This window comes from Peristeroidobacter soli, assembly GCF_004138485.1.
GTDB lineage: Bacteria > Pseudomonadota > Gammaproteobacteria > Steroidobacterales > Steroidobacteraceae > Steroidobacter > Steroidobacter soli.
This window is the reverse complement of the sequence record NZ_ML142848.1, coordinates 732156-752369: the sequence shown is the minus strand read 5'-3', so window position 1 is coordinate 752369 and position 20214 is coordinate 732156. Positions and strand designations below refer to the sequence as shown.

23 protein-coding genes are annotated in these 20214 nt (G+C 62.4%); 13 read left to right on the top strand and 10 right to left on the bottom strand.

Going from position 1 to position 20214, the window contains the following annotated elements:
* Positions 1–19: 19 nt before the first annotated feature.
* From EKO19_RS02935 to EKO19_RS02910, 6 genes are all read left to right on the top strand, one after another.
* A complete protein-coding gene (locus EKO19_RS02935) occupies positions 20–748 on the top strand; it encodes a CerR family C-terminal domain-containing protein (protein WP_129774905.1) in 729 nt (242 codons plus the stop codon).
* Between the two features lie 71 nt (positions 749–819).
* The gene (locus EKO19_RS02930) at positions 820–1071 is read left to right on the top strand and encodes a type II toxin-antitoxin system CcdA family antitoxin (RefSeq protein ID WP_129774904.1); all 252 of its coding nucleotides are present in this window, start codon (positions 820–822) and stop codon (positions 1069–1071) included.
* A complete protein-coding gene (locus EKO19_RS02925) occupies positions 1072–1392 on the top strand; it encodes a CcdB family protein (protein ID WP_129774903.1) in 321 nt (106 codons plus the stop codon). It abuts the gene before it with no gap.
* A gap of 93 nt (positions 1393–1485) precedes the next feature.
* A complete protein-coding gene (locus tag EKO19_RS02920; protein ID WP_129774902.1) occupies positions 1486–1938 on the top strand; it encodes a CBS domain-containing protein in 453 nt (150 codons plus the stop codon).
* Between the two features lie 16 nt (positions 1939–1954).
* Complete coding sequence (locus EKO19_RS02915; RefSeq protein WP_129774901.1) at positions 1955–2371, top strand: c-type cytochrome; 417 nt, start codon at positions 1955–1957, stop codon at positions 2369–2371.
* A 5-nt stretch (positions 2372–2376) separates the two neighbouring features.
* Positions 2377–2793, top strand: coding sequence for a c-type cytochrome (locus EKO19_RS02910; RefSeq protein WP_129774900.1), 417 nt, complete (start codon positions 2377–2379; stop codon positions 2791–2793).
* Here EKO19_RS02910 and EKO19_RS02905 read toward each other — a convergent pair.
* Positions 2735–4318: a bifunctional aminoglycoside phosphotransferase/ATP-binding protein gene (locus EKO19_RS02905; RefSeq protein ID WP_129774899.1), complete on the bottom strand. Its 1584-nt coding sequence runs from the start codon at positions 4316–4318 to the stop codon at positions 2735–2737. The genes EKO19_RS02910 and EKO19_RS02905 overlap by 59 nt on opposite strands.
* Before the next feature lie 74 nt (positions 4319–4392).
* Between EKO19_RS02905 and EKO19_RS02900 the strand changes: the two genes are divergently transcribed.
* Both EKO19_RS02900 and EKO19_RS02895 read left to right on the top strand, forming a co-directional pair.
* Positions 4393–5151 carry a c-type cytochrome gene (locus EKO19_RS02900; RefSeq protein ID WP_129774898.1) on the top strand — a complete coding sequence of 253 codons (759 nt, stop codon included), beginning with the start codon at positions 4393–4395 and terminating at the stop codon, positions 5149–5151.
* Entirely contained in the window at positions 5144–5731 is a 588-nt protein-coding gene (locus EKO19_RS02895) for an NAD(P)H-dependent oxidoreductase (RefSeq protein ID WP_129774897.1), read from the top strand. The genes EKO19_RS02900 and EKO19_RS02895 overlap by 8 nt, the downstream gene beginning before the upstream one ends.
* An 8-nt stretch (positions 5732–5739) precedes the next feature.
* Here the strand turns inward: EKO19_RS02895 and EKO19_RS02890 are convergent, their stop codons facing one another.
* Together EKO19_RS02890 and EKO19_RS02885 are read right to left on the bottom strand one after the other, a co-directional pair.
* Positions 5740–7275, bottom strand: coding sequence for a L,D-transpeptidase family protein (locus tag EKO19_RS02890; RefSeq protein WP_129774896.1), 1536 nt, complete (start codon positions 7273–7275; stop codon positions 5740–5742).
* Position 7276: 1 nt separating this feature from the next.
* Positions 7277–8275, bottom strand: a complete 999-nt coding sequence (locus EKO19_RS02885) for a zinc-dependent alcohol dehydrogenase family protein (RefSeq protein WP_129774895.1) — start codon at positions 8273–8275, stop codon at positions 7277–7279.
* A 146-nt stretch (positions 8276–8421) separates the two neighbouring features.
* Between EKO19_RS02885 and EKO19_RS02880 the strand changes: the two genes are divergently transcribed.
* Positions 8422–9354, top strand: a complete 933-nt coding sequence (locus EKO19_RS02880; protein ID WP_129774894.1) for a universal stress protein — start codon at positions 8422–8424, stop codon at positions 9352–9354.
* 13 nt (positions 9355–9367) lie between these two features.
* Complete coding sequence (locus EKO19_RS02875; RefSeq protein ID WP_129774893.1) at positions 9368–9820, top strand: universal stress protein; 453 nt, start codon at positions 9368–9370, stop codon at positions 9818–9820.
* A gap of 2 nt (positions 9821–9822) precedes the next feature.
* Here EKO19_RS02875 and EKO19_RS02870 read toward each other — a convergent pair whose 3' ends face one another.
* Positions 9823–10527: a virulence factor family protein gene (locus EKO19_RS02870; RefSeq protein WP_129774892.1), complete on the bottom strand. Its 705-nt coding sequence runs from the start codon at positions 10525–10527 to the stop codon at positions 9823–9825.
* A complete protein-coding gene (gene mprF / locus EKO19_RS02865) occupies positions 10524–13100 on the bottom strand; it encodes a bifunctional lysylphosphatidylglycerol flippase/synthetase MprF (protein ID WP_157995099.1) in 2577 nt (858 codons plus the stop codon). The genes EKO19_RS02870 and mprF overlap by 4 nt, the downstream gene beginning before the upstream one ends.
* Before the next feature lie 141 nt (positions 13101–13241).
* Here mprF and EKO19_RS02860 point away from each other — a divergent pair, with 141 nt between their 5' ends.
* On the top strand, positions 13242–13604 hold the full coding sequence (locus tag EKO19_RS02860) for a hypothetical protein (RefSeq protein ID WP_129774890.1): 363 nt from the start codon (positions 13242–13244) through the stop codon (positions 13602–13604).
* A gap of 19 nt (positions 13605–13623) precedes the next feature.
* On the opposite strand, the gene EKO19_RS02855 is transcribed toward EKO19_RS02860, so the two are convergent.
* From EKO19_RS02855 to EKO19_RS02845, 3 genes are all read right to left on the bottom strand, one after another.
* Entirely contained in the window at positions 13624–14172 is a 549-nt protein-coding gene (locus EKO19_RS02855) for a thioredoxin family protein (RefSeq protein ID WP_129774889.1), read from the bottom strand.
* A gap of 43 nt (positions 14173–14215) precedes the next feature.
* Positions 14216–14689, bottom strand: coding sequence for a MarR family winged helix-turn-helix transcriptional regulator (locus EKO19_RS02850; RefSeq protein ID WP_129774888.1), 474 nt, complete (start codon positions 14687–14689; stop codon positions 14216–14218).
* A 157-nt stretch (positions 14690–14846) separates the two neighbouring features.
* Positions 14847–15599 (bottom strand): SDR family NAD(P)-dependent oxidoreductase, encoded by a 753-nt coding sequence (locus EKO19_RS02845; RefSeq protein WP_129774887.1) that lies wholly within the window; start codon positions 15597–15599, stop codon positions 14847–14849.
* 200 nt (positions 15600–15799) lie between these two features.
* On the opposite strand from EKO19_RS02845, the gene EKO19_RS02840 reads away from it, so the two are divergent.
* Both EKO19_RS02840 and EKO19_RS02835 read left to right on the top strand, forming a co-directional pair.
* Positions 15800–17179, top strand: coding sequence for an aspartate aminotransferase family protein (locus tag EKO19_RS02840; RefSeq protein ID WP_129774886.1), 1380 nt, complete (start codon positions 15800–15802; stop codon positions 17177–17179).
* Complete coding sequence (locus EKO19_RS02835; RefSeq protein WP_129774885.1) at positions 17179–18465, top strand: MFS transporter; 1287 nt, start codon at positions 17179–17181, stop codon at positions 18463–18465. The genes EKO19_RS02840 and EKO19_RS02835 overlap by 1 nt, the downstream gene beginning before the upstream one ends.
* Before the next feature lie 59 nt (positions 18466–18524).
* On the opposite strand, the gene EKO19_RS02830 is transcribed toward EKO19_RS02835, so the two are convergent.
* Both EKO19_RS02830 and EKO19_RS02825 read right to left on the bottom strand, forming a co-directional pair.
* On the bottom strand, positions 18525–19514 hold the full coding sequence (locus EKO19_RS02830; protein WP_129774884.1) for a FecR domain-containing protein: 990 nt from the start codon (positions 19512–19514) through the stop codon (positions 18525–18527).
* 10 nt (positions 19515–19524) lie between these two features.
* A complete protein-coding gene (locus EKO19_RS02825; protein ID WP_129774883.1) occupies positions 19525–20187 on the bottom strand; it encodes an RNA polymerase sigma factor in 663 nt (220 codons plus the stop codon).
* Positions 20188–20214 lie beyond the last annotated feature (27 nt).

Genomic DNA, 20214 nt, shown 5'->3' with positions numbered 1-20214 from the left:
TTATTTGTTCGAGTCGTGAATGGCCCGTCCCCGCAAGACTGACAGCCCCGCCATGAAGCAACGGCAGGCAACCAGGCGCCCGCCGCCGCGCGTGGCAATCCGCGAAAATGGGGCGCAGACGAAGCAACAATTGCTGGAGGTCGCGGGTCGCGTGTTCGCTGAACACGGCTATGAGCGGGCCACCAGCAAGGAGATCTGCGAGCTCGCGAATGCCAACATCGCGGCCGTCAATTATCACTTTGGCGGCAAGGATGGTTTGTATGCAGCGGTGCTGGAGGAGGCGCACGCGCGCCTGATCAGCATAGACATCGTCACCGAGATCACTCAGAGCGACGCGAGTGGGGCGGACAAGCTGCGCTTGCTGTTGCGAAAGATCGTCGGCGAAGTGGCGAAGCGCGACTCGGGTGCATGGGAGCTGCGTGTGCTGAGTCGCGAGCTCATGGCGCCGTCGTCGCTCATGGATGGCATGATGAAGAATCAAGTCGTGCCCAAGGCGAAAATGGTGACCGGACTGATCGGCGACATCCTCGGCGTCCCGCCCACTCATCCGGCGGTGAGCCGCTCGACCGTCAGCATCGTCGGTCCCTGCATGTTTCTACTGGTCGCGAATCCCGACTGGCAAAAGAAAATATTTCCTACGCTGCTCACCGACACCGACGCGCTGGTGGACCACATGGTCACATTCGCCCTCGCGGGTCTGCGGTCGGTCGCGGCGAGCTTGCGTCCCTCGGGGCGTTCGGCTCGCTGATCGGAGGTGCCGGTATTGCTTTCCGGGGGTTCATGCGCATAGTATGCGCATGAATGCTGCAGCCACTCCGAATGCGCCCTGCCTATAACCTGAAATCGCCGAAGCGGCCGGTGAATCTGTCCTTGAACGAGGATTTGATCGCCAAGGTTCGCGAAGTGACCAACAACCTTTCCGAGGTGGTTGAGTCCTTGCTTGCCGACTTCGTGACCAAGGAGAAGGAGCGCAGGGAAGCTCATGCCCAGGCGCTCCAGGAGGCGGTCAATGATTGGAATGCTTTTGGCGAAAAGCACGGCTCATGCGCCGATGAGCATTCGACCCTGTAGATGGCTCAGTTCGACGTCCATCGCAATCGAGGCGCGAATCGCGACGCGATTCCTTACGTCGTCGTGGTGCAATCGGCCGTCTTCGATAAGTACCGGCGTCGCGTCGTCGTGCCGCTGGTGAAGAAGTCGAACCTCGACAAGATTGCCCTGCCGCGTTTCAATCCGACATTCACCGTCGAGGGGACACTCGTCGTTCTGCATCCCCTGGAGCTTGTTTCCGTTGCCACGGACAAGTTGGGAAAGGTCGTGCACTCCCTGGCCGAGGAAGGTCAGCAGATCATCGATGCCCTCGATGAGTTGATCACTCGAGCCCACGGTTAGCCGCTGCCACGTAGCCGTTACGGCCATCCCCGCATAGTTGAGCCCTCCGCGGCGGAGAACACTTGCTTCGCGTGGGGTGTTCTGGAGGGCGTCATGAAAATTGCCGACGTTTGTCGACACGGGGCTATCTCCATAGCCAATACTGAAGGCATCACGGATGCGGCGCGCCTGATGCGGGAGCATCACGTCGGATTCCTGATCGTGCACCGGCTGGGCGACGACTTGCGACGTCCCATCGGCGTGCTCACCGATCGTGACATGGTGGTCGAGGTGCTCGCCAAGAAGATCGATCCGGAGGCGCTCAGGGTCGATGACGTCATGACGCGGGACCCTCTGGTCGCAAGAGAAGACGAAGACGTGAGCGACCTGTTGCAGGCCATGCGCCTGAACGGCGTCCGTCGCGTGCCGGTGGTCGACAGTCGCGGGGCCTTGACGGGGGTCATCGCCATCGACGACGCTTTCGACCTCATTACGACGTTCATGTGCGACATCACCGGCTCGATCAAGCACGAGCAACGGTTGGAGCGGCGGACACGCGCTGGATGATGTGAAGGAGCGGAGCATGAAGTTCTGGTCGATTCCATTCCTGGCGTTGCCCCTGGTTCTCGCAGCGTGCGCCTCGCAGCCGACGCAGCGGGAAGTCACGAACATGTCGGGGCTGGAAATGTATCAATCGTTCTGTGCCAGCTGTCATGGCGTGGGCGGCGAGGGCGATGGGCCGGTGGCGCCGCTGGTGAAGATTCATGTGCCGGATCTCACTCGGATCGCGCATCGCCAGGGTGGCGAGTTTCCGGCTGAGGATGTGCATCGGACCATCGATGGACGATTCGAACATCCGGCGCATGGGCCGCGGGACATGCCGGTCTGGGGCTGGCAGTTCTATCGCAGCGAGACGATGAACGATCCGGCCGAGCGCGCCCGTGTGGACGCGCTGATCGATCGCCTGGTCGACTATCTGCGCACCATCCAGAAGAGTTAAGAACAATGCGTACCGCGTCACTCATCTGCACGGCGGCTCTGCTGAGTTGGAATGCGACGGCGAGCGCCGCCGACTATGTGGCAATGTCGGGGCAAGAGCTTTACGGCCGCTTCTGTGCCAGCTGTCATGGCATGACGGGGCGTGGCGATGGGCCCGTCGCCAGCTCGTTCAAAGTGGAAGTGCCGGATCTGACGCTGATTGCGCGTCGGGCGCAAGGATCGTATCCGCGCGATCGGATCGAAAGGATCATCGATGGCCGTTTCGTCGTTGGCGCGCACGGCAGTCGCACGATGCCTGTGTGGGGCGAGGACTTGAGTCGTCTGGAGATCGGCAACCCGGACGCGGAGCGAGCCACTCGCGTGATTATCGGGCGGCTGGCCGATTACGTCTGGCTGCTACAGAAGCCGTCTGCAGAGAACTGACCGCGTTCTCGACAGCATCGGCATCGCGAGTATCGACTTGGACGATGCGGTGGCGCTCTGACTCGAGCGGTTCGAAGTCACGCAACTGCGCGTTGACCACGGACTGATCGGCTTCGGACGCATCATCGCCGCGCTGGGCCCGCGTTGCTACCCGATTCAGCAGAGTTGCCGGATCGGCCTGGCAGGAAATGAAAACACACTCCACATTCATGCGCTCCGCCAGCGACGTGAACAGCTCACGGTCGGCGGCATCGAGAAAGGCAGCGTCGACGATCACGTTGAAACCGGCCTGCAGGCAGCTCTCCGCGCACTCCACGAGCCTCGCATAAACGCGGTGGCTCATCTCAGGCGAGTAGTTGCCTTGTCTGAAGCCGGCCGTTGATGGGGAAGCGCCAAGCAAGCGTTTCCTTTCCAGATCCGACCGAATGCGCAACGCATGTAACGGAGCGACCAACTGTTCGCTCAGCCAGGACTTGCCGGAGCCGGACATGCCGTGCATCAACAGCAGCATGGGGCGGGGACGTTCGGTGAGCTGCACGGCCGTCCGCACGCGTCGTTGCATTCGCTGCGTGTACTGAGCCACGAGGTGAGGGGACTGTTCGGCAGCGATCGCGTCGACTTTCGCTCGCACCAGAGCCCGATATACCGCATAGAACGGCAGCAGGCGAACGCCCTCATAGTCGCCCGTGATTTCCAGATAGCGGCTCAACAGCGCGGCCGCGAGATCTTCGCGGTCGTGACTGTGCAGATCCATGATCAGAAAGGCGATGTCGTTCATGACATCGATACATCGCAGCTGCGGATCGAAGTCGATACAGTCGAACGGCACCAGTCGGCCTTCGAATCGTACGATGTTCGCGGCGTGCAGATCGCCATGACAATCGCGGATCCGATGTTCCCGGGCACGTCCTTCGAACGCCGCTTCGTACGTTTCGATCTCGGCGTGTGTCCAGTCCCATAGCGGTCGAAGCTCCTGAATGTCGCGACGGTGCTCCGTGTACTCGAGCAGTTGTTCCAGATTGCCGAGCACCGTGTCGTACATGCGCTGCGTGGCTTGGGGCGCATTCGAAGCGGAGATCTCGTCAGTCCGCAGGTGGAAATCGGCGAGCGTTTCGCCGAGGCGCAGTATCTCTGGCAGTGAGACCTCGCCGCGGTCGAGGAGTGCCGGCAATTCCGCGTCCGGAGAGAACTGTCTCAAACGAACGGCGTACTCGATCGCAGGGCCATTGCCGCCCATGCGAGTGCGGCCGGCCTGACACGTGATCGGAACGACGTCGAGGTAGAGCTTCGGCGCCAGGCGCCGATTCAGCCGCAATTCCTCGTTACAGTAGTGCCGTCGGCGTTCGAGTGTGGAGGTGTCGATGAAGTCGAGCTTCACCGGCTTCTTGATCTTGTACGCGAACGACCCGGTAAGAATGACCCAGGAAATATGGGTTTCGACCAGGCGCGGATGGGTAGTGTCATGCTCGAACGCCGCTGGCAGCAGCAGGTCCTCGATGCGCAACGGCGGGGCAGTTTCGGTCATGACGGTCTCAAGCTAAGCCAGTGGCGGGCACAGCGGCACCGTAGGGATCACGTAACTTCTACGGTCAACCCCGCATGGTGAGCGCACCGGAGCGCGCCGACGATAAGGGGGTCTCGATTCGAGAGACGCGATTGCATGCGCGTATGTTCCATGAGTACCGACGCCTTGGCGCTGGATGCCTTCCGGGACTGTTGCTATGGGCGTCGCTGATCTGCGCTCCGGCGGAGGCTCAGGAGTTCCGTCGCGATGAGCTCGTCGAGCAGGCGCTACGCGTAACGCCGGATATCAGTGCGGGCAAGAAGCTCTTCGCGCAGCAATGCGCCAGGTGTCACGGCAAGGAGGCCTATGGCAACGCAAACGACGTGGTGCCATCGCTCGCGTCACAGCTGCCGATCTATCTCATCAAACAATTCGTCGACATGGCCGAAGGCGAGCGTGCCTCGACCGACATGCACCGGATCGCGGCCCGCAAGTCGTTAACCGCGCCGCAAGCCATCGGCGATCTCGCGCGCTATCTGGGCAGCCTGGATCCGAACCCGAAGCCGGAAGTGGGCGATGGTACTCAGCTGGCGATGGGCAAGCGTCATTACCAAGGGCTGTGCGCGTTCTGTCACGGGGCGCAGGGCGGAGGAAATGAAGCCCATGCGACGCCAGCGCTGCGCCGACAGCACTACTCCTATTTACTCATGCAGATGCGCGAACTGTCGGCGGACCATCGCTACAGCGTGAGCCCGGAGATTGTCGAGATGCTCCAGCAACTCACCTATGACCAGTTCGCGGCGATTGCCGACTACGCCTCGCGCTTGCCGATGGTCGATAGCACCCATGACTGAACAGATCCTGATCATCGACGGACATCCGGACCCGGCTCCCGAGCGTTTCGTGCACGCGTTGGCCGATGCGTATCGGGATGGTGCGGCGTCAGGCCAGCATGAGGTCATGATGCTGCGACTGGCGGACCTGGAGTTTCCGTTGCTGCGTACGCAGGCGGACTATCAGAATGGGGATCCGTCGCAGACGATTCGACGCTGTCAGGGCCTGGTCGATTGGGCCACGCACGTCGTCATCCTGTATCCGCTCTGGCTGGGATCGATGCCGGCGATGCTGAAGGCGCTGCTCGAACAGGTATTGCGACCGGGCTTTGCATTCAGCGCGCGTAAATTAGGTCGCTGGCCCGTGAAGTTGCAGTCCGGCAAGAGCGCGAGAATCGTCGTAACGATGGGCATGCCTGGATGGCTGTATCGATGGTATTTTCGCGCGCACAGCGTGCGCAGTCTGCAGAGGAACATTCTGCATTTCATCGGCTTTCGCCGTGTCCGTGCGACCTTGATCGGTAACGTCGCCGGCCTGGCCGGCGAAGCGCGGCAGGGATATCTGAAGAAGATGCGGGAGTTGGGCAAGCGGGCCAGGTAGCGGCCTGCTCACGACGGCTCGAGGTCCGCCAGCAACTTCTCCAGACGAGCATCGTGGCCATACAAGTCCGGGGTGAACAGGACGCCACGAGATCTCGTAGCCGCTGCCGTGGCATAGAAGACCAGGACTTGAACTGGCTTCTCCAGGCGCACGCGTCTCGGTGTCTCGCCGCACAGGGCAGTTTGAATCGTCGCCGAATCCCATTCGCCGCGTGCATTGGCGAGCACGTATTCCGCCAGCGCGGCGGGGTCGCTGACCCGGATGCAGCCGTGACTGAGCGCGCGTTGCACGGAGTTGAACAGGCGAGGTTCCGAAGTGCCATGCAGACGGATCGAGTATCGATTGGGCAATATGAACTTCACCGGCCCGAGCGCGTTGTCGGCGCCCGGCCGCTGTCGCAGCCGCAGTTCTCCAGCGGCCAGGGCGGATATGACGGCAGGCGTCGGTTGCTGGACCCTGGCGTCGTCGCCCGGCCCACGCACGATTTCGAAGTGATGACGTTCGAGATAGCTCACGTCCTTGCGAATCTTTGGCAAGAGTTCCTTTTGCAGGATGCTGGCCGGCACGTCCCAGTACGGGTTGAACACGACCTCTTCGATGGGCGCGCTGAAGACCGGCGTGCGATCTCCGGTTCGACCGACGATGACGGGCATTTCGAGCAACTGCTCTTCGGCCCGATGGGGACGAGGCAGGGCGTACAGCATGAACTGAGGAACGTTGATGACGATGTCGGGGCGCGACCCGGCGTTCAGCCAGCGCCAGCGCTCCATCGACAGCTCGATCTGACGCACTCGCTGTTGAATCGGAACGTTCAGCGCAGCCAGCGTCTGTCGTCCCAGTGCGCCATCCACTCCGAGGCCATGCCGTGCTTGAAACTGCTCCAGTGCCTGCGCCAGTTCCGGGTCGATGATGTTCGACTCGCTGGCCGCGGTCCTGGTTGCTTCCGGCAGGTCGCCGAGCAGGATGAGCTGTCGGCGTAACTGCGCGGCGCCCTCGTAGACATCGCCTGGTTTCAGCGTGCGGCCCGGCAGAGCAGGCAGCGGTGCAACTGTTCGTTCCGAAGCAAGCTGCCGATAGCGCACGAGCGCTTGTTTGAGCAGTTGATAGGGAAGCATTTGCGGCTCGATCGACGCGAACGTTGCCTGCAGATCGTTGCTGCCTGCGAGTTGCTCGACGAACTGCCCGTCGGTGTCAGTACCCGCCGCCGGCAGATCGAACCCGGCAGCGCGCGGAGCGATGCGCCCGTGATGCAGGTGAGAGGCGAAGCGTCCCGCCAACTCTGAAAGTTCCTGATCGTAGCGATGCTGTAATTCCGAGTCCGCCATGCCATTGGCGATACGTTCCAGCTGAGCGGCTGACAGGCGAGTTCGATAAGAGGCGGAGGAAAGTCCGTAGTACTCGGCTCGATTGAAAGCCTGAGCCATCTCCACCGCTTGCGCCGTCGGTCTGCCGTTTTGCAGCCAACGCAGACCTGCGTCAGCATGTGCAGCTGTCGTCAGTAGTACGCCGAGGGCAACGCAAGCCAATCGTAGCTGAGACTTCATGTCACTCCGGAATCAAAACTGCCGCGCCGCTGAGCGCGCCCGCACGCACACGCTCCAGTGCCTCGTTGGCTCGACTCAGAGGCAGGGTTTCTATGCTGGGCTGAATGCCGATCTCGCCGGCCAGCGCCAGAAATTCGGTGCCGTCGCGACGGGTCAGGTTGGCGACCGAGCGAATGCAGCGCTCACCCCAAATCAATGAGTAGGGTAACGATGGAATATCGCTCATGTGAATGCCACCGCAGATTACGCTGCCGCCTTTGCGCACGGCTCGCAGTGCCAACGGCACCAATTGCCCGACCGGTGCAAAGATGAGGGCAGCATCCAGCAGCACGGGCGGTTGTTCCTCACTGGCCCCGGCCCAGCGCGCGCCCAATTGCAACGCGAATTGCTGGGCAATGACGTCGCCGGCGCGAGTAAAGGCGTAAACCTCTTGCCCCTTGTGAGTCGCGACTTGGGCAATCAGATGCGCGGCTGCGCCGAAGCCGTAAATCCCCAGGCGCTTCGCGTTCCAAGCCATCCGCCACGTGCGGTAGCCGATCAGCCCCGCGCAAAGCAGTGGCGCGGCGTGTGCATCGTCGAGCGAGGCGGGCAGCTCGAAACAGTAGCGCGCATCGGCGACCACGTGCTCTGCATAACCCCCATCGAGTTGATAGCCGGTGAACGCGGCCCGGTCGCAGAGATTCTCCTGGCCGCTCAAACAGAACTCACAAATGCCGCAGGTGTAACCCAGCCACGGCACGCCCAAGCGGGTGCCGGATGGGTAGTGGGTTCCTGCACCGCCGGTAACGACGGTGCCGACGATCTCATGGCCGGGCACGATGGGCAGCTTGGGGTCCGGCAACTCGCCATCGATGAGATGCAAATCGGTGCGACACACCCCGCATGCACCGACTTTGAGCAGCACCTGGCCCGGACCGGGCACCGGCACCGGTCGTTGCTCCAGCACCAAAGGTTGTCCTGGGCCATGCAAGCGCAGGCACAGGGAGTGTTCAGCGGGCATGAGCGTAGTCTCCTCGCAAGCGAGCGCAGCCATCACCCTGGGGTTGTGCGGGTAGGTTAGGGGAATTCACCGGTTCCCGCACTGGCGCCTGTGGGATGAGACTGAGTACACGCCGATGAATCGCTCCCATCCAGCGAGGCGGGGCCATGAATCCGATCCAAAACATTCTGGTGATCGTCGATCCGACGTCCAAACAACGCTCCGCGGTTGCCAAGGGGGCGTTGCTGGCGAAGCAGCTTTCGGCGCGACTCGATCTGTTCATCTGCGACACTCAAGCGGCGCGCAATACACGATTCGCGCAGCACATGAAGGAGTCGCCCCAAAAGCCGCTGCAACCACTCGGCCCGTGGCTCGAGTCCATCGCCGCGCCGTTGCGAGATCGGGGCCTCGATGTCACGACTGAGATCCTGTCCGCGGACCCACTGCACACCGCATTGCTGGAGCGGGTCAAACACACCTGCGCGGGGCTGGTGATCAAGGACACGCATCATCATACGATTGCGCAGCGCTCGTTCCTGACGAATACCGACTGGGAGCTGATTCGAGGATGTCCGGTGCCGTTGTTGCTGGTGAAGCCGACGCCCTGGTCGGCGCATCCCCGCCTCGGTGCGGCGCTCGATCCAGGTCATGCGGATGACAAGCCGAGGTTGCTGGATCATTGCATCCTGGATGAGGCGACCCGGCTTGCTCAGGCGCTCGGCGGCGAGCTGCATGCCATCCACACCTATATCCCGGCGGCCATGATTGCATCGGCGGTGGCTGTGCCAGCGCTGGTGATCGACATCCCGCCGGAGACCTTGGAGGCCGAACGCAAAGCGAAGCTCGACGATCTGACCGCGGTCACGTCGGAATATCGGCTGCCGGCGCAGCAGGTTCATCTGGAAGTTGGCGGCGTGACCGAAGCGTTGTGTCGGGTCGCGCAGGAATATGAGATCGACATCATGGCGATGGGCGCGATCTCACGCCGGGGCCTGAAACGACTCTTGATCGGCAGCACCGCCGAATTGGTGCTGGAACAATTACCTTGTGATCTGTTGGTCGTGAAGACTCCGAACTTCGCCGAATTGCTGGTCCTCTGACAGGTGAACCGCCGTGTATAAGAAGATTCTCGTTGCCGTCGACGGAAGCGTGACCTCCCTGAGCGGCCTGAATGAGGCAATCCGCTTGGCAAAGGCGACCGGTTCGCGCCTGTTGCTGGTGCATGTGTTGAATACGCTGATCCTGGAGACGGAGATCGCATCCACGGCCTACTACCAGGCATTGGCGGAAGAAATACGCAGCTCGGGTTTGAAGATTCTCGAGCACGCCGCCATGGTCGCTCGCGATGCCGGTGTGCCGTTCGAGCAGCAGATGGTCGAGAAGATCGGCGCGCACGCGTGGAAAGAAATCGTCGCGCAGGCCAGTGACTCGGGCGCCGAGCTGATCGTCCTCGGCACGCATGGCCGGCGAGGGTTGAAGCGGCTGATCCTGGGCAGCGATGCCGAGCTCGTGCTACGTCACGCACCGGTGCCGGTGCTGATGGTGCGGGATCAGTCGCTGGAGTGACGTCAGCAGCGTGACGCCGCGATGATTCGCTGGGCGATCTCGCCATATTGACCGCCCAGATGATGTCCGCTGCCGATCTGTTCGACCCGTGCGTCCGTTCGGGACAGGCTTGGACACAGCGAATCCTGTTCGTCCGAGCCGTAGAGGCACAGTAACCTGGACGGCGTCAGTTTCGCGAGCTCCGGAGCGACCGGCTTGCCCTCGGGTTTGGTGCCCGGCAGCCATTGTTTCATATGAACCTCGAAGGCCACGGTATCGCTCAGGCCGATCAGCACGACGGAACAGACGTGCTCGCGTAACTCCGCCGGCAAGCGGTTGACGATGAACGGCATGACGTCGGCGCCGAGCGAATAGCCGATGAGCATGACCCGTTCGCGCGACCACGCCTCCCGGTAATGTTTCATGGTCCGGGCGACATCTCGTGCGGTTTCTTCCGGTGTGCGCAGTTTCCAGAAGTAGTGAAGCGAGTCGAAGCCGACCACGGGAATGCCGTTGGCGGCCAGATCGGCGCTCAGCGAACGGTCGATGCGTGCCCAGCCGCCATCCCCGGTAATCAGAATGGCGAGCGGCTTCGGCTCCGAGGTCCCTGACTTGCCGGCGGGAACCTCGATCAAGGACAGATCGGCCAGTGCCGAAGGGGCTGCATCGACGAGGCCGGTCCATGCGAACAGAGCCAGCCATAGCAATCGTCGCCACTGCGAATTCATTTCTTCACCAGTTCCTTCAAGCCGCCGGCGATCAAAGTCGAGATGTCCGCGAGCACGCCCGGCAGCACCAGGATGCCGGGTGGCGCGGCCAGGTATCGGGCGATCCAGACCGGGGCGAATTTCGCCTTGTAGCTCCTGAGACCCTCGAAGTTATAAAAATGTTCGCCGTGGCGGAATACGAAACTGCCGATACGATGCCAGGCGGGCGTGAACGATCCCTGGTCCAGCCCGGCGAGCGGCGCCATGCCGAGATTGAACCAGCGATAACCCTGCGCGCGTCCCCATGACATCAACTCGGCGAACAGAAAGTCCATGACGCCGTGCGGTGCGCCGGCGCCAAAGCGCATCAGATCCACCGACAGCTCCGCTCTACTGCGAGTGGTCCACAGGTTGGCGAAGGCCACCGGGGTCTCGCCGCGCCGGACCACGGCGACAGGAAACTGCCGAATGTATGTTTCATCGAACCTGCCGATGGAGAAGCCTTTCTCGCCAGCGCTCTTCTCTTGCAACCAGGCATCGGAGATCGCATGCAGCTCAGGCAGCAGTGCGGGTACCGATTCGACCGGGACAACCTCGAATGTCGCGTCGTCACGCGCGGCGTGTGCGTGCGATTGGCGAATGTCACGGCGCTCGCTGCCGCTCAGACTGAATTCCGACAGTGACACCCGCGCCTCTTCGCCGATTTTCACCGGCGACAGGCCGCAGTCGATGTAGAGCGGGAGGTGATCGGGACCGGCCTGATAGAACACGGTCCAGCCGCCATATCTGTGGGTGAGCTCGGTGAACCGCCAGACCAGCTCCTCGTAGTGCTCTGGCGCACCGACGGGATCACCAAGCGCCACCCAACTGCGCCGAGCGACTTGATACATGATGAACGCCTCATCGTTCGGTGCGAACAACAGACGTTTGTCTGCGCAGAGGGCGGCATTGGCGAGCGTTTCATCGGAGCGATCGATGATGGCGCGTGCGCGTTCCAGTTCTTTGGAACTCGGTGCCACCGGCGGTGGACGCGCCGGACGCAGCAGGTTCATCGCAAAGAACGTCGCTGCAGTCAGCACTGTAATCAACAGTGCCCGCAGCGTGCGCGGGGCGTCGGCTGAGAAGGCGAACGTCCACCACAGCTCACTGGAATATTGGACGTGTCGGTGAGCGAAGTAGCCAACCCAGGCAACGGCGCCGAGCACGGCGGCGATGCCGACGATCCACATCGGCGTGAAGCGCTCTTCCATGAGCGACGCGGGACGATGGAACGCATCGCGTCCGAGATACAGAACGGCGAGGGCGATCGCAAGGATCGCGGCTTCTTCGTAGTCGAGCCCTTTCAGCAGCGACACCACGATTCCCGCGATCAGCAGTGCGACCGCCACTCGATAAGCTTCGCGGACGCGGCGATACAGCGCGCGTGCGAGCACCAGCAGACCCAACCCGCTGATGCTGCCGATGAGATGCGACATCTCCAGGACGGGCAACGGCAATAGCGATCGCAGTATCACCAGGCGCGAGGCCGTGGCCGGCGTCGCACCGGAAATCAGCAGGACGATGCCGGCGAGCAGCACCAGGGTTCCGGCGATCTGTGGCGACACTTGGGCCACGTAGGCGGAGACGAGCGAGCTCACCCGTTCAACACGATGTCGATAACCGTATAACTCCACCACTGCGAATAACGCTCCGGCAACGATGAGCGGTGCCACGTAATAGATGGCGCGATAGGCGAGCAGCGCGCCGAGCAACTCATTGCGTGGCACGTTCGGCACCGCCAGTAGCACGACCGACTCGAACACGCCCAGCCCGCCCGGCACGTGACTGATGATTCCCGCGGCGACAGCGAGTGCGAATACACCGATAAAACCCGGCAATCCGATGTGCGCGTCCGGCGGCAGCAACAACCACAGCACGGCGCAATCCATCGACAGCTCGAGGGAAGCGAGCACGACTTGCAGAGGTGCGAGCACGGGGCCGGGTGGTCGCAGCGACCAGCCGCGAAACCCGATCCCGCGAGTGGCCATGCTGCCCCAGCCGACGTACGCGGCGATCGCCCCGAATAGGAGCAGACCGCAGACCCAGGTCCAGGCGCCGAGCAAATGAAACATCGCGACGCTTCGGTCGTGGGCGAACAGCAGCGACAGCGCGGTCAAAGTGCCGAGCCCGAGCGCGGTCGTCAGGCTGCAATAGCCCTGCAGCGTCACGATTTCAGTGCCTGTGAGCCCTTGGGGTGTGTACAGGCGCAGGCGCATCGCCGTGCCGGTCAACGCGCTTGCTCCAGCGTTGTTTGCAATGGCGTAGGCGATGAATGAACTGAGCGCGACGCGCGGGTACGGCAGTCGCTTGCCCAGGTAACGCAGGCCGGTGAGGTCGAACAGCCCGAGCAGCGCATAACTCACGACGGTGCAGATCGCCGCAGCGACGAGATGCGACGCGGGGATCCCGCGCAGGTACCCGAGCATCTCGTGCAGATGAAAATGTTCGAGCTCTCGATGCACGACCAGGAGCACGACGCACAGAAGCAGCAGCGTCAGCGCCGGTGCGATCCAGGAGGGCCAGGTGGCTGGCAGGCGGGCGATGCTTGCGCTCATGACGGCCCCATTGTGATTCTTTCCGGCAGACATCCGCTTACAGAATAGTCCCAGGCGCTGCACGATGTTCCGATTGCAAGTGAGATCCGGGGCGTCCACCGTGATCGGGCCGATACGAACCCGATCACGAGGTGTACGACGATGAATAGGAAGTTGTTACTCGCGACGATGCTGGCCGTACTGGGCTTCTCGTCCGCGTTTGCCGAAGAGAAGACCGAGGCGACCATGGACAAGATGAAGGCCGCGGTCACGCCGGGCGAAATCGACCTGACCGGCAAGGAGGTCAAGACCATTCACGACAGCCAGACCGCCAAGGACTACAAGGTGTGCGTCAAAGCCAGCGACGAGTCCGCCGCCATGAAGCTGCGTTACGACGATCAGGAAGCGACGGTGCAGCCCGGCGATTGTAAGGAAGTGACGGCCAAGCGGATCAATGCGACCGCGGCCGTGCCGTTGTCAGGCAGCCAGCACATCATGGCCACGTTTCATGAGGTCAAGAAATGACTGAGGCGGGATCGCCGCGCTATTTCTTCCATTTGATACTGCAGCCGATGCTCGGCTTTTGATCCTTCGTCACCTGAGTGCCGGCGAGGAGAGCGTCGCATGCGGCGCGCAGATCGGCGCCGGTCGCTGTGCCCTTGTTGGGGCGGCTGTCATCGAACTGGCCGCGATAGACCAGCCGGCGTTGCGCGTCGAAAAGAAACAGGTCGGGGGTGCAGACTGCTCGATAGGCTTTGGCGACCGCCTGGGTTTCATCGAGCAGATAGGGAAACGTGTAGCCGGCGCTGCTCGCTTCGGCTGCCATGCCTTCCGGGCCGTCGTCGGGATAGGCCTGTATGTCGTTCGAGTTGATGGCCACGACCGCGATGCCTCGTGACTGATACTCCCGCGCAAAGCGGCCGAACTCATTGCGGATGTGTTTGACGAAAGGGCAGTGGTTGCAAATGAACGCGACCACCAGCCCGCGCGCGTCTTGGAAATCGGCGAGCGCCGTTACCTTGCCGTCGAAGCTGGGCAGCCGAAAGTCCGGCGCGGCGGTGCCGAGCTCGAGCATCGTGGATTGAGTTGCCATGGCGGTAGGCCTCGGAGGAGAGCAGACGCGGGCCGATTCTACCTCAGCTCTTCAAAGCATCCGCGAACTTGCGACTGAGCCGTACCAGCGCTGCCACGTCGCCAGGTTCCCAGGTATCGAAAATCGCGCGAGCGAAACGCTCGCGGGCGGTGTCAATCCGGTTGGTCATCGCTTTTCCTTGTGGCGTGATGGCGACTTTGCGCACGCGACGGTCCACCGAGTTTTCCTCGCGCCTCACCAGCCCCAGCGCTTCGAGTTTTGCGACCTGTCGACTCACGGTGGTGTAGTCGCGTCCGGCCCGGTCGGCGAGCTCGACCAGTCCGATCGGGCCGACTCTTTCGATCCCGACCAGCAGCGGAAACAGGACGCCTTCGAGCGACACTCCCGCCGCCCGCACCATGTACTCGTCCCGTTGCGGACGGTTGAATTCGCCGATGATGTCGATGAGCGATCGATGCAAGTCCTTGAGCTGCTGAGACGAAATATGTGCAGCTTGCACTCGTTTGGCCGGCGGCATAGGGTTTCTCCAGATAGGCCGGATGGGTACATCGGTGCACTGGTCACTACTCGCGACATCGCTGTTCTGGACTCATATATGAGTGGCGCTCCAATGGCCTCTGGAGGCGAGCGAGGCGAACACTCGGCGCTATGCAAGTAGAGGTCGGGGTCCCCGCTTATTGCGCAGTGTGGCCACCGTCGACCAGCAGCAGATGGCCAGTGACATACGAAGACTCGGGCGAGGCGAGGTACAGCACTGCGTATGCGATTTCGGCGGGCGAGGCAAAACGTTTCAAGGGAATGTGGGCGCTTGCCTGAGCGATGGCCTGCGCGGTGGTCAATTTCTTCTGGAAGCGTTCGACGAACGTGTCGCCGGGGCAGACTGCGTTGACGCGGATGTTGTCGGCCGCATGGTCGAGCGCCATGGCTTTGGTCATCATGGCCAAGGCGCCCTTGCTCGCGACGTAGGCGAGGGCGTTGGTGCCACCGACCACCGACCAGTCTGAACCGTGGTTGACGATGGCTCCGCCGCCGCGAGCGCGCATGTGGGGCAACACCAGCCGGCACATCTGCCACACCGCCGTCACATTGGTATCGAATGTCGCTTGCCACATCGATAGTTCCGTAGTCTCGGCGGTGCCGCGAGGAACGATGCCCGCGTTGTTGAACAGAATGTCGATGCCGCCGAACGCGTCGAGCGCGGTCTGAACGACCTCTTCACAATCGCCCAGCTGCGTGTGGTCCGTCTCGACGAAGACGCACTCGGCGCCGACATCCCGACATTGTCTGGCAACATCTTCACCGAGCCTGGCGCGCCGGCCGGTGAGCACGAGATTGGCACCGTGTTCGGCGAATAGCACGGCGGTTGCGGCACCGATGCCCGAGGTGGCTCCAGTGATGATGGCGGTTTTGCGGGCGAGCCTGCTCATGAGCCGATGTCTGATTCGGGACCAGCGCGCAGTATGCGGCCTGCTCCCGAGGCAGGCCGGTGCGGCATCGATCAGTGCGGTGTGGATAGGTCACCGTGTCAGCTCAGCGGTGCTGGATCAACACCACGACCCTGCTACCTTTGCACCCTTGAAGCGCATGACATCGACATATCCTCCCCGCACGGTAAGAGGATTTCATCATGTCACAGATCGTGCGAACCACTCAGCAATGGCAGGGCCTGGACCGGGCGCATCACATGCACCCGTTCACCGACCCGAGGGACCTGAACAAGAAGGGCACTCGCGTCATCACGCGCGCCGAAGGCGTTTACATCTGGGACAGTGAGGGCAACAAGATCCTCGACGGCATGGCCGGTCTGTGGTGCGTGGCCGTGGGTTACGGCCGTCAGGAGCTGATCGACGCCGCCAACGAACAGCTGAAGACGCTGCCGTACTACAACAGCTTCTTCCAGACGTCGACACCGAGCCAGATCGAGCTGAGCCATGTGCTGTCGGAGCTCACGCCGCCCGGCCTGAACCGGTTCTTTTTCACCAACTCCGGTTCGGAAGCCAACGACACGGTGATTCGTCTCGCGCGCTACTACTGGAAGCTGCGAGGCAAGCCGACCAAGCGCACCTTCATCGGTCGGCAATGGGGCTATCACGGCAGCACGGTCGCCACCTCGAGCCTCGGCGGCATGCCGCCCATGCACGATCAGGATCACGAGATGTTGCCGCACTTCGCGCACATCATTCATCCGCACTGGTACACGCAGGGCGGCGACCTGTCGAAGGAAGAGTTCGGCTTGCAGGCGGCGCGCGAGCTGGAGAAAAAGATTCTCGAGCTCGGTGCCGACAATGTCGCGGCCTTCATCGGCGAGCCGTGCCAGGGCGCCGGCGGCGGCATCGATCCACCGTCGACCTATTGGCCGGAAATTCAGCGCATCTGCAAGAAGTACGACGTGCTGGTGGTCGCGGACGAAGTGATCTGCGGCTTCGGTCGTACCGGCGAATGGTTCGGCTCCCAGACCTACGGCATCGAGCCGGATTTCATGCCGATGGCGAAGGGCCTGTCGTCGGGCTATCTGCCGATCGGCGCCGTCGCCATTCACGATCGCATCTTCGAGGTGCTGAGCGAAGGCGGCAAGATGATTCATCACGGCTTCACTTACTCGGGTCATCCGGCGGCATGCGCGGTGGCGCTTGCAAACATCGCGCTGATGAAGAAGGAAGAGCTGGTCGAGCGCGTGAAATCGGACATCGCGCCGTACTTCCGCTCGACGCTGCAGCAGATGGCCGATGCGCATCCCATCGTCGGCGAGCTGCGCGGTGTCGGTCTGATCGGCGCCGTGCAACTGGTCAGCGACAAGGCCAACCGCAAGGTGCTGCCGCCGACTCACGAAGCGCCGGTGAAGGCGCGCGAATTCGCGATTCAGAACAACTTGATCATGCGGCCGGCGGGTCCGCAGACGCTGGTCGTCGCGCCGCCGCTGGTGATCACACGGCCGCAGGTGGATGAGCTGGTCGACAAGATGAAGCGCAGCCTCGACCAGACCGCGCAGCTGTTCGGCCTGGCTTGATGCCTGCTGGTCGAGCGGCCGGGGAGGCGAGCCGCCTGCGTTCCATCGTGGGCGGCTCGGTCGGCAATCTCATCGAGTGGTACGACTGGTATACGTACGCGGCATTCGCCATCTATTTCGCGCCGAGCTTTTTCCCTGCGAGTAACAGCACCCTGCAGCTGATGAACACCGCGGCGATCTTCGCCGTGGGGTTCCTGATGCGTCCGATCGGCGGTTGGGTGATGGGGCGCTATGCGGACCGGCACGGCCGCAAGGCGGCGCTCACGATGTCGGTGCTGTTGATGTGCCTGGGGTCGTTGATCATCGCGGTCACGCCGACCTATGACTCCATCGGTATCGCAGCGCCTGCGTCGTTGCTGTTCGCCCGTCTGCTGCAAGGTTTCAGCGTGGGTGGCGAGTACGGCACCAGTGCCACGTACATGAGCGAAATCGCCACGGCCGGCCGTCGGGGGTTCTATTCCGGCATTCTCTATGTGACATTGATCATGGGGCAGCTGCTCGCCTTGGCTGTGCTCATGGTGCTGCAATTCTTCGTGCTCGACGCACACGAGCTGGAAACGTGGGGTTGGCGCATTCCGTTCGCTATCGGCGCCGTGGCCGCCGTGGCTGCTTTGTATCTGCGTCGCAATCTGGAGGAGACCGAGGCTTATCGGAGCAAGGACAAGAATGCCGCGGCCGGGGCGGGGCAGTTGTCGATGCTGCTGAAACATCCGAAGGAGGTGGCGATCGTCGTCGGCCTCACCGTCGGCGGCACGCTGTTCTTCTACACCTTCACCACGTACATGCAGAAGTTCCTGGTGAACACCGTCGGCCTCAGCAAGGGCGAGTCGACACTGGTGTCCGCGGCCAGTCTGTTCGTGTTCATGCTGTTGCAGCCGCCGATGGGGGCTCTGTCGGATCGGGTCGGCCGTCGTCCCATCCTGATCGCATTCGGCGTGCTGGCACTCTTCTCGACCGTGCCGTTGCTCAGCGCGCTGTCGCGCGCTGATGATGCGTGGACAGCGTTCTATCTGATCATGATCGCGCTGGCGATCTCATCGCTGTACAGCTCCATCAGCGCAGTCGTGAAAGCGGAGCTGTTTCCGGTGGAGATTCGTGCACTCGGTGTCGGCCTTCCGTACTCCATCACGGTCTCGGTGTTCGGCGGCAGTGCTGAAAGCATTGCTCTGTGGTGCAAGCACATCGGCCACGAAACCTGGTTCTATTGGTACGTGACCGCCTGCGTCTTGTGTTCTCTGCTGGTCTATCTGTTCATGAGGGAGCCGCAGCGGGAGTCGCGCCTCTGAGCCGTCATCGATGCGGGCTACCCATGCTGGCCGGCGCGGTGCTGATAGGAATCTGACAGCTACGGCTTGGTCAATGCGATGCCTATCGAATCGTCTTTGGTGGGATAGCGGTGCAGTCGCGTCGTGGAGAGCACCACGGACAGCGCTGTGTCCAGGTCCAGGCCTTCGATCGATCCTTTGAGAATGACCTGGGAGGCCGCGGTCCTGGCCTGCGGGGAAGCGAACACCACCGGGCGCCCGGTCTGTCGGGAAATCCACGCGAGAAAAGCAGCCAGAGGCTGATTGTCGATTGTAAATGCCGGCGTGGCCGAGACGGTCCATTGCCAGGAATCATCGGTGGCGCTGATGGTCGTGCGCTCGACGGTTCCTTCCGCGTTCACGCGGATGCGTTCGCCCGCCGAGGCGATCAATGACGATTCGTTGCTGTCGATCGAGACTCGGCCTTCGCGAATACTCACATCGAGCAGACCGGGTCGCGCGACCACCATGTACTGGGTTCCGATGTGATGCACGGTGCCGAACGACGTTGCGATCGACAGCGCGTCGTCGTGATCGGGCGCATCGACATACACGGTGCCGTGAACGAGTGCGAGGCGGGTGGGAGATTGCAGTGTGATTGCGGTCTCGTGATCGAGACGGAGCGATAGCCCGCCCGGCCAGCGTAGCGCGGCACGACTGTGAGCATCGGTCCGCAGCGATTCGCCCGGCACCACGAGTCCGCCCGGCGCGATAGCAGGCAAGGCACCCTTGCTGCTCGAAGCGATCAATCGTCCGTCGATATGTTCGATGGTGGCGACCGTCATCGGTGCGGGTTCCACTACGAACATTGTGATGCATGCGACGATGGCGACGCCCGCAGCGACGCTCCAGCCGAGGATGCGGCGTCGACGTTGCTTGCGTCCGTCCATCATATCTTGCCAATCGGCGTGGACGGCGGTCCAGACAATCTTTTGTACGTGTGCCGGTGGCAGATCGCGTGCCCCAGCCCGCCGCAACAGCGCACCGATGGTGCGGTCATCATCCGGTGAGGAGTCAGGAATGATGTTCATAGGATGGATCTCATTGCATGCCCGCGAGAATGTCGTCCGCGGTTGAGCCGAATACGGTCTCGACGGCCTGGCGAAAGGCTACGCGGGCGCGCGCCAGCAGCGACTGAGCCGCGCCGTGGCCCAGGCCCAGACGGGCGCCGATTTCCTCGACGCTGTGTCCATCGATGTACTTCCACTCCAGCACGTCGCCATAGCGTGCCGGCAAGTGATCGAGGATGTTGCGAACCAGGTGGCGTCGTTCCTCGGCGCTATACGCATGCTGCGGATCCGATTCCGCTGCTCCCTCTGCATCCTCGAGCGCGTCGCGAATCTCGGGGTTGTCTTCGATCAGCACGATGTTGTTTCGGAGACGGCTGTTGACCTTCACGTAGTCCGCGATCTGGCGTCTGCAGATCTGACACAGCCAGGTGAACAGCGTGGCGTCGAAACGAAAGCCGGGCAGCGCCCGGAGCCCTTTCACGAGCGTCGCCTGCACGACCTCGCGCGCGGCATCGTGGTCGCGATTCAGGCGAGGCAGGGCAAAGCGGTAGACCCGCGCGAAGTAGGTGTTGAAGAACTCATTGAAGGCACGCTGGTCGCCCTGCAATACCCCGGCCACGAGCGCCCGGTCCTGCGATGAGCACAACGCCACCGACAATTGATCGATGCTTTCGGGGGACGTGGTGCTATTCATCGTGCCGTGGGACGACACGACGTGCGC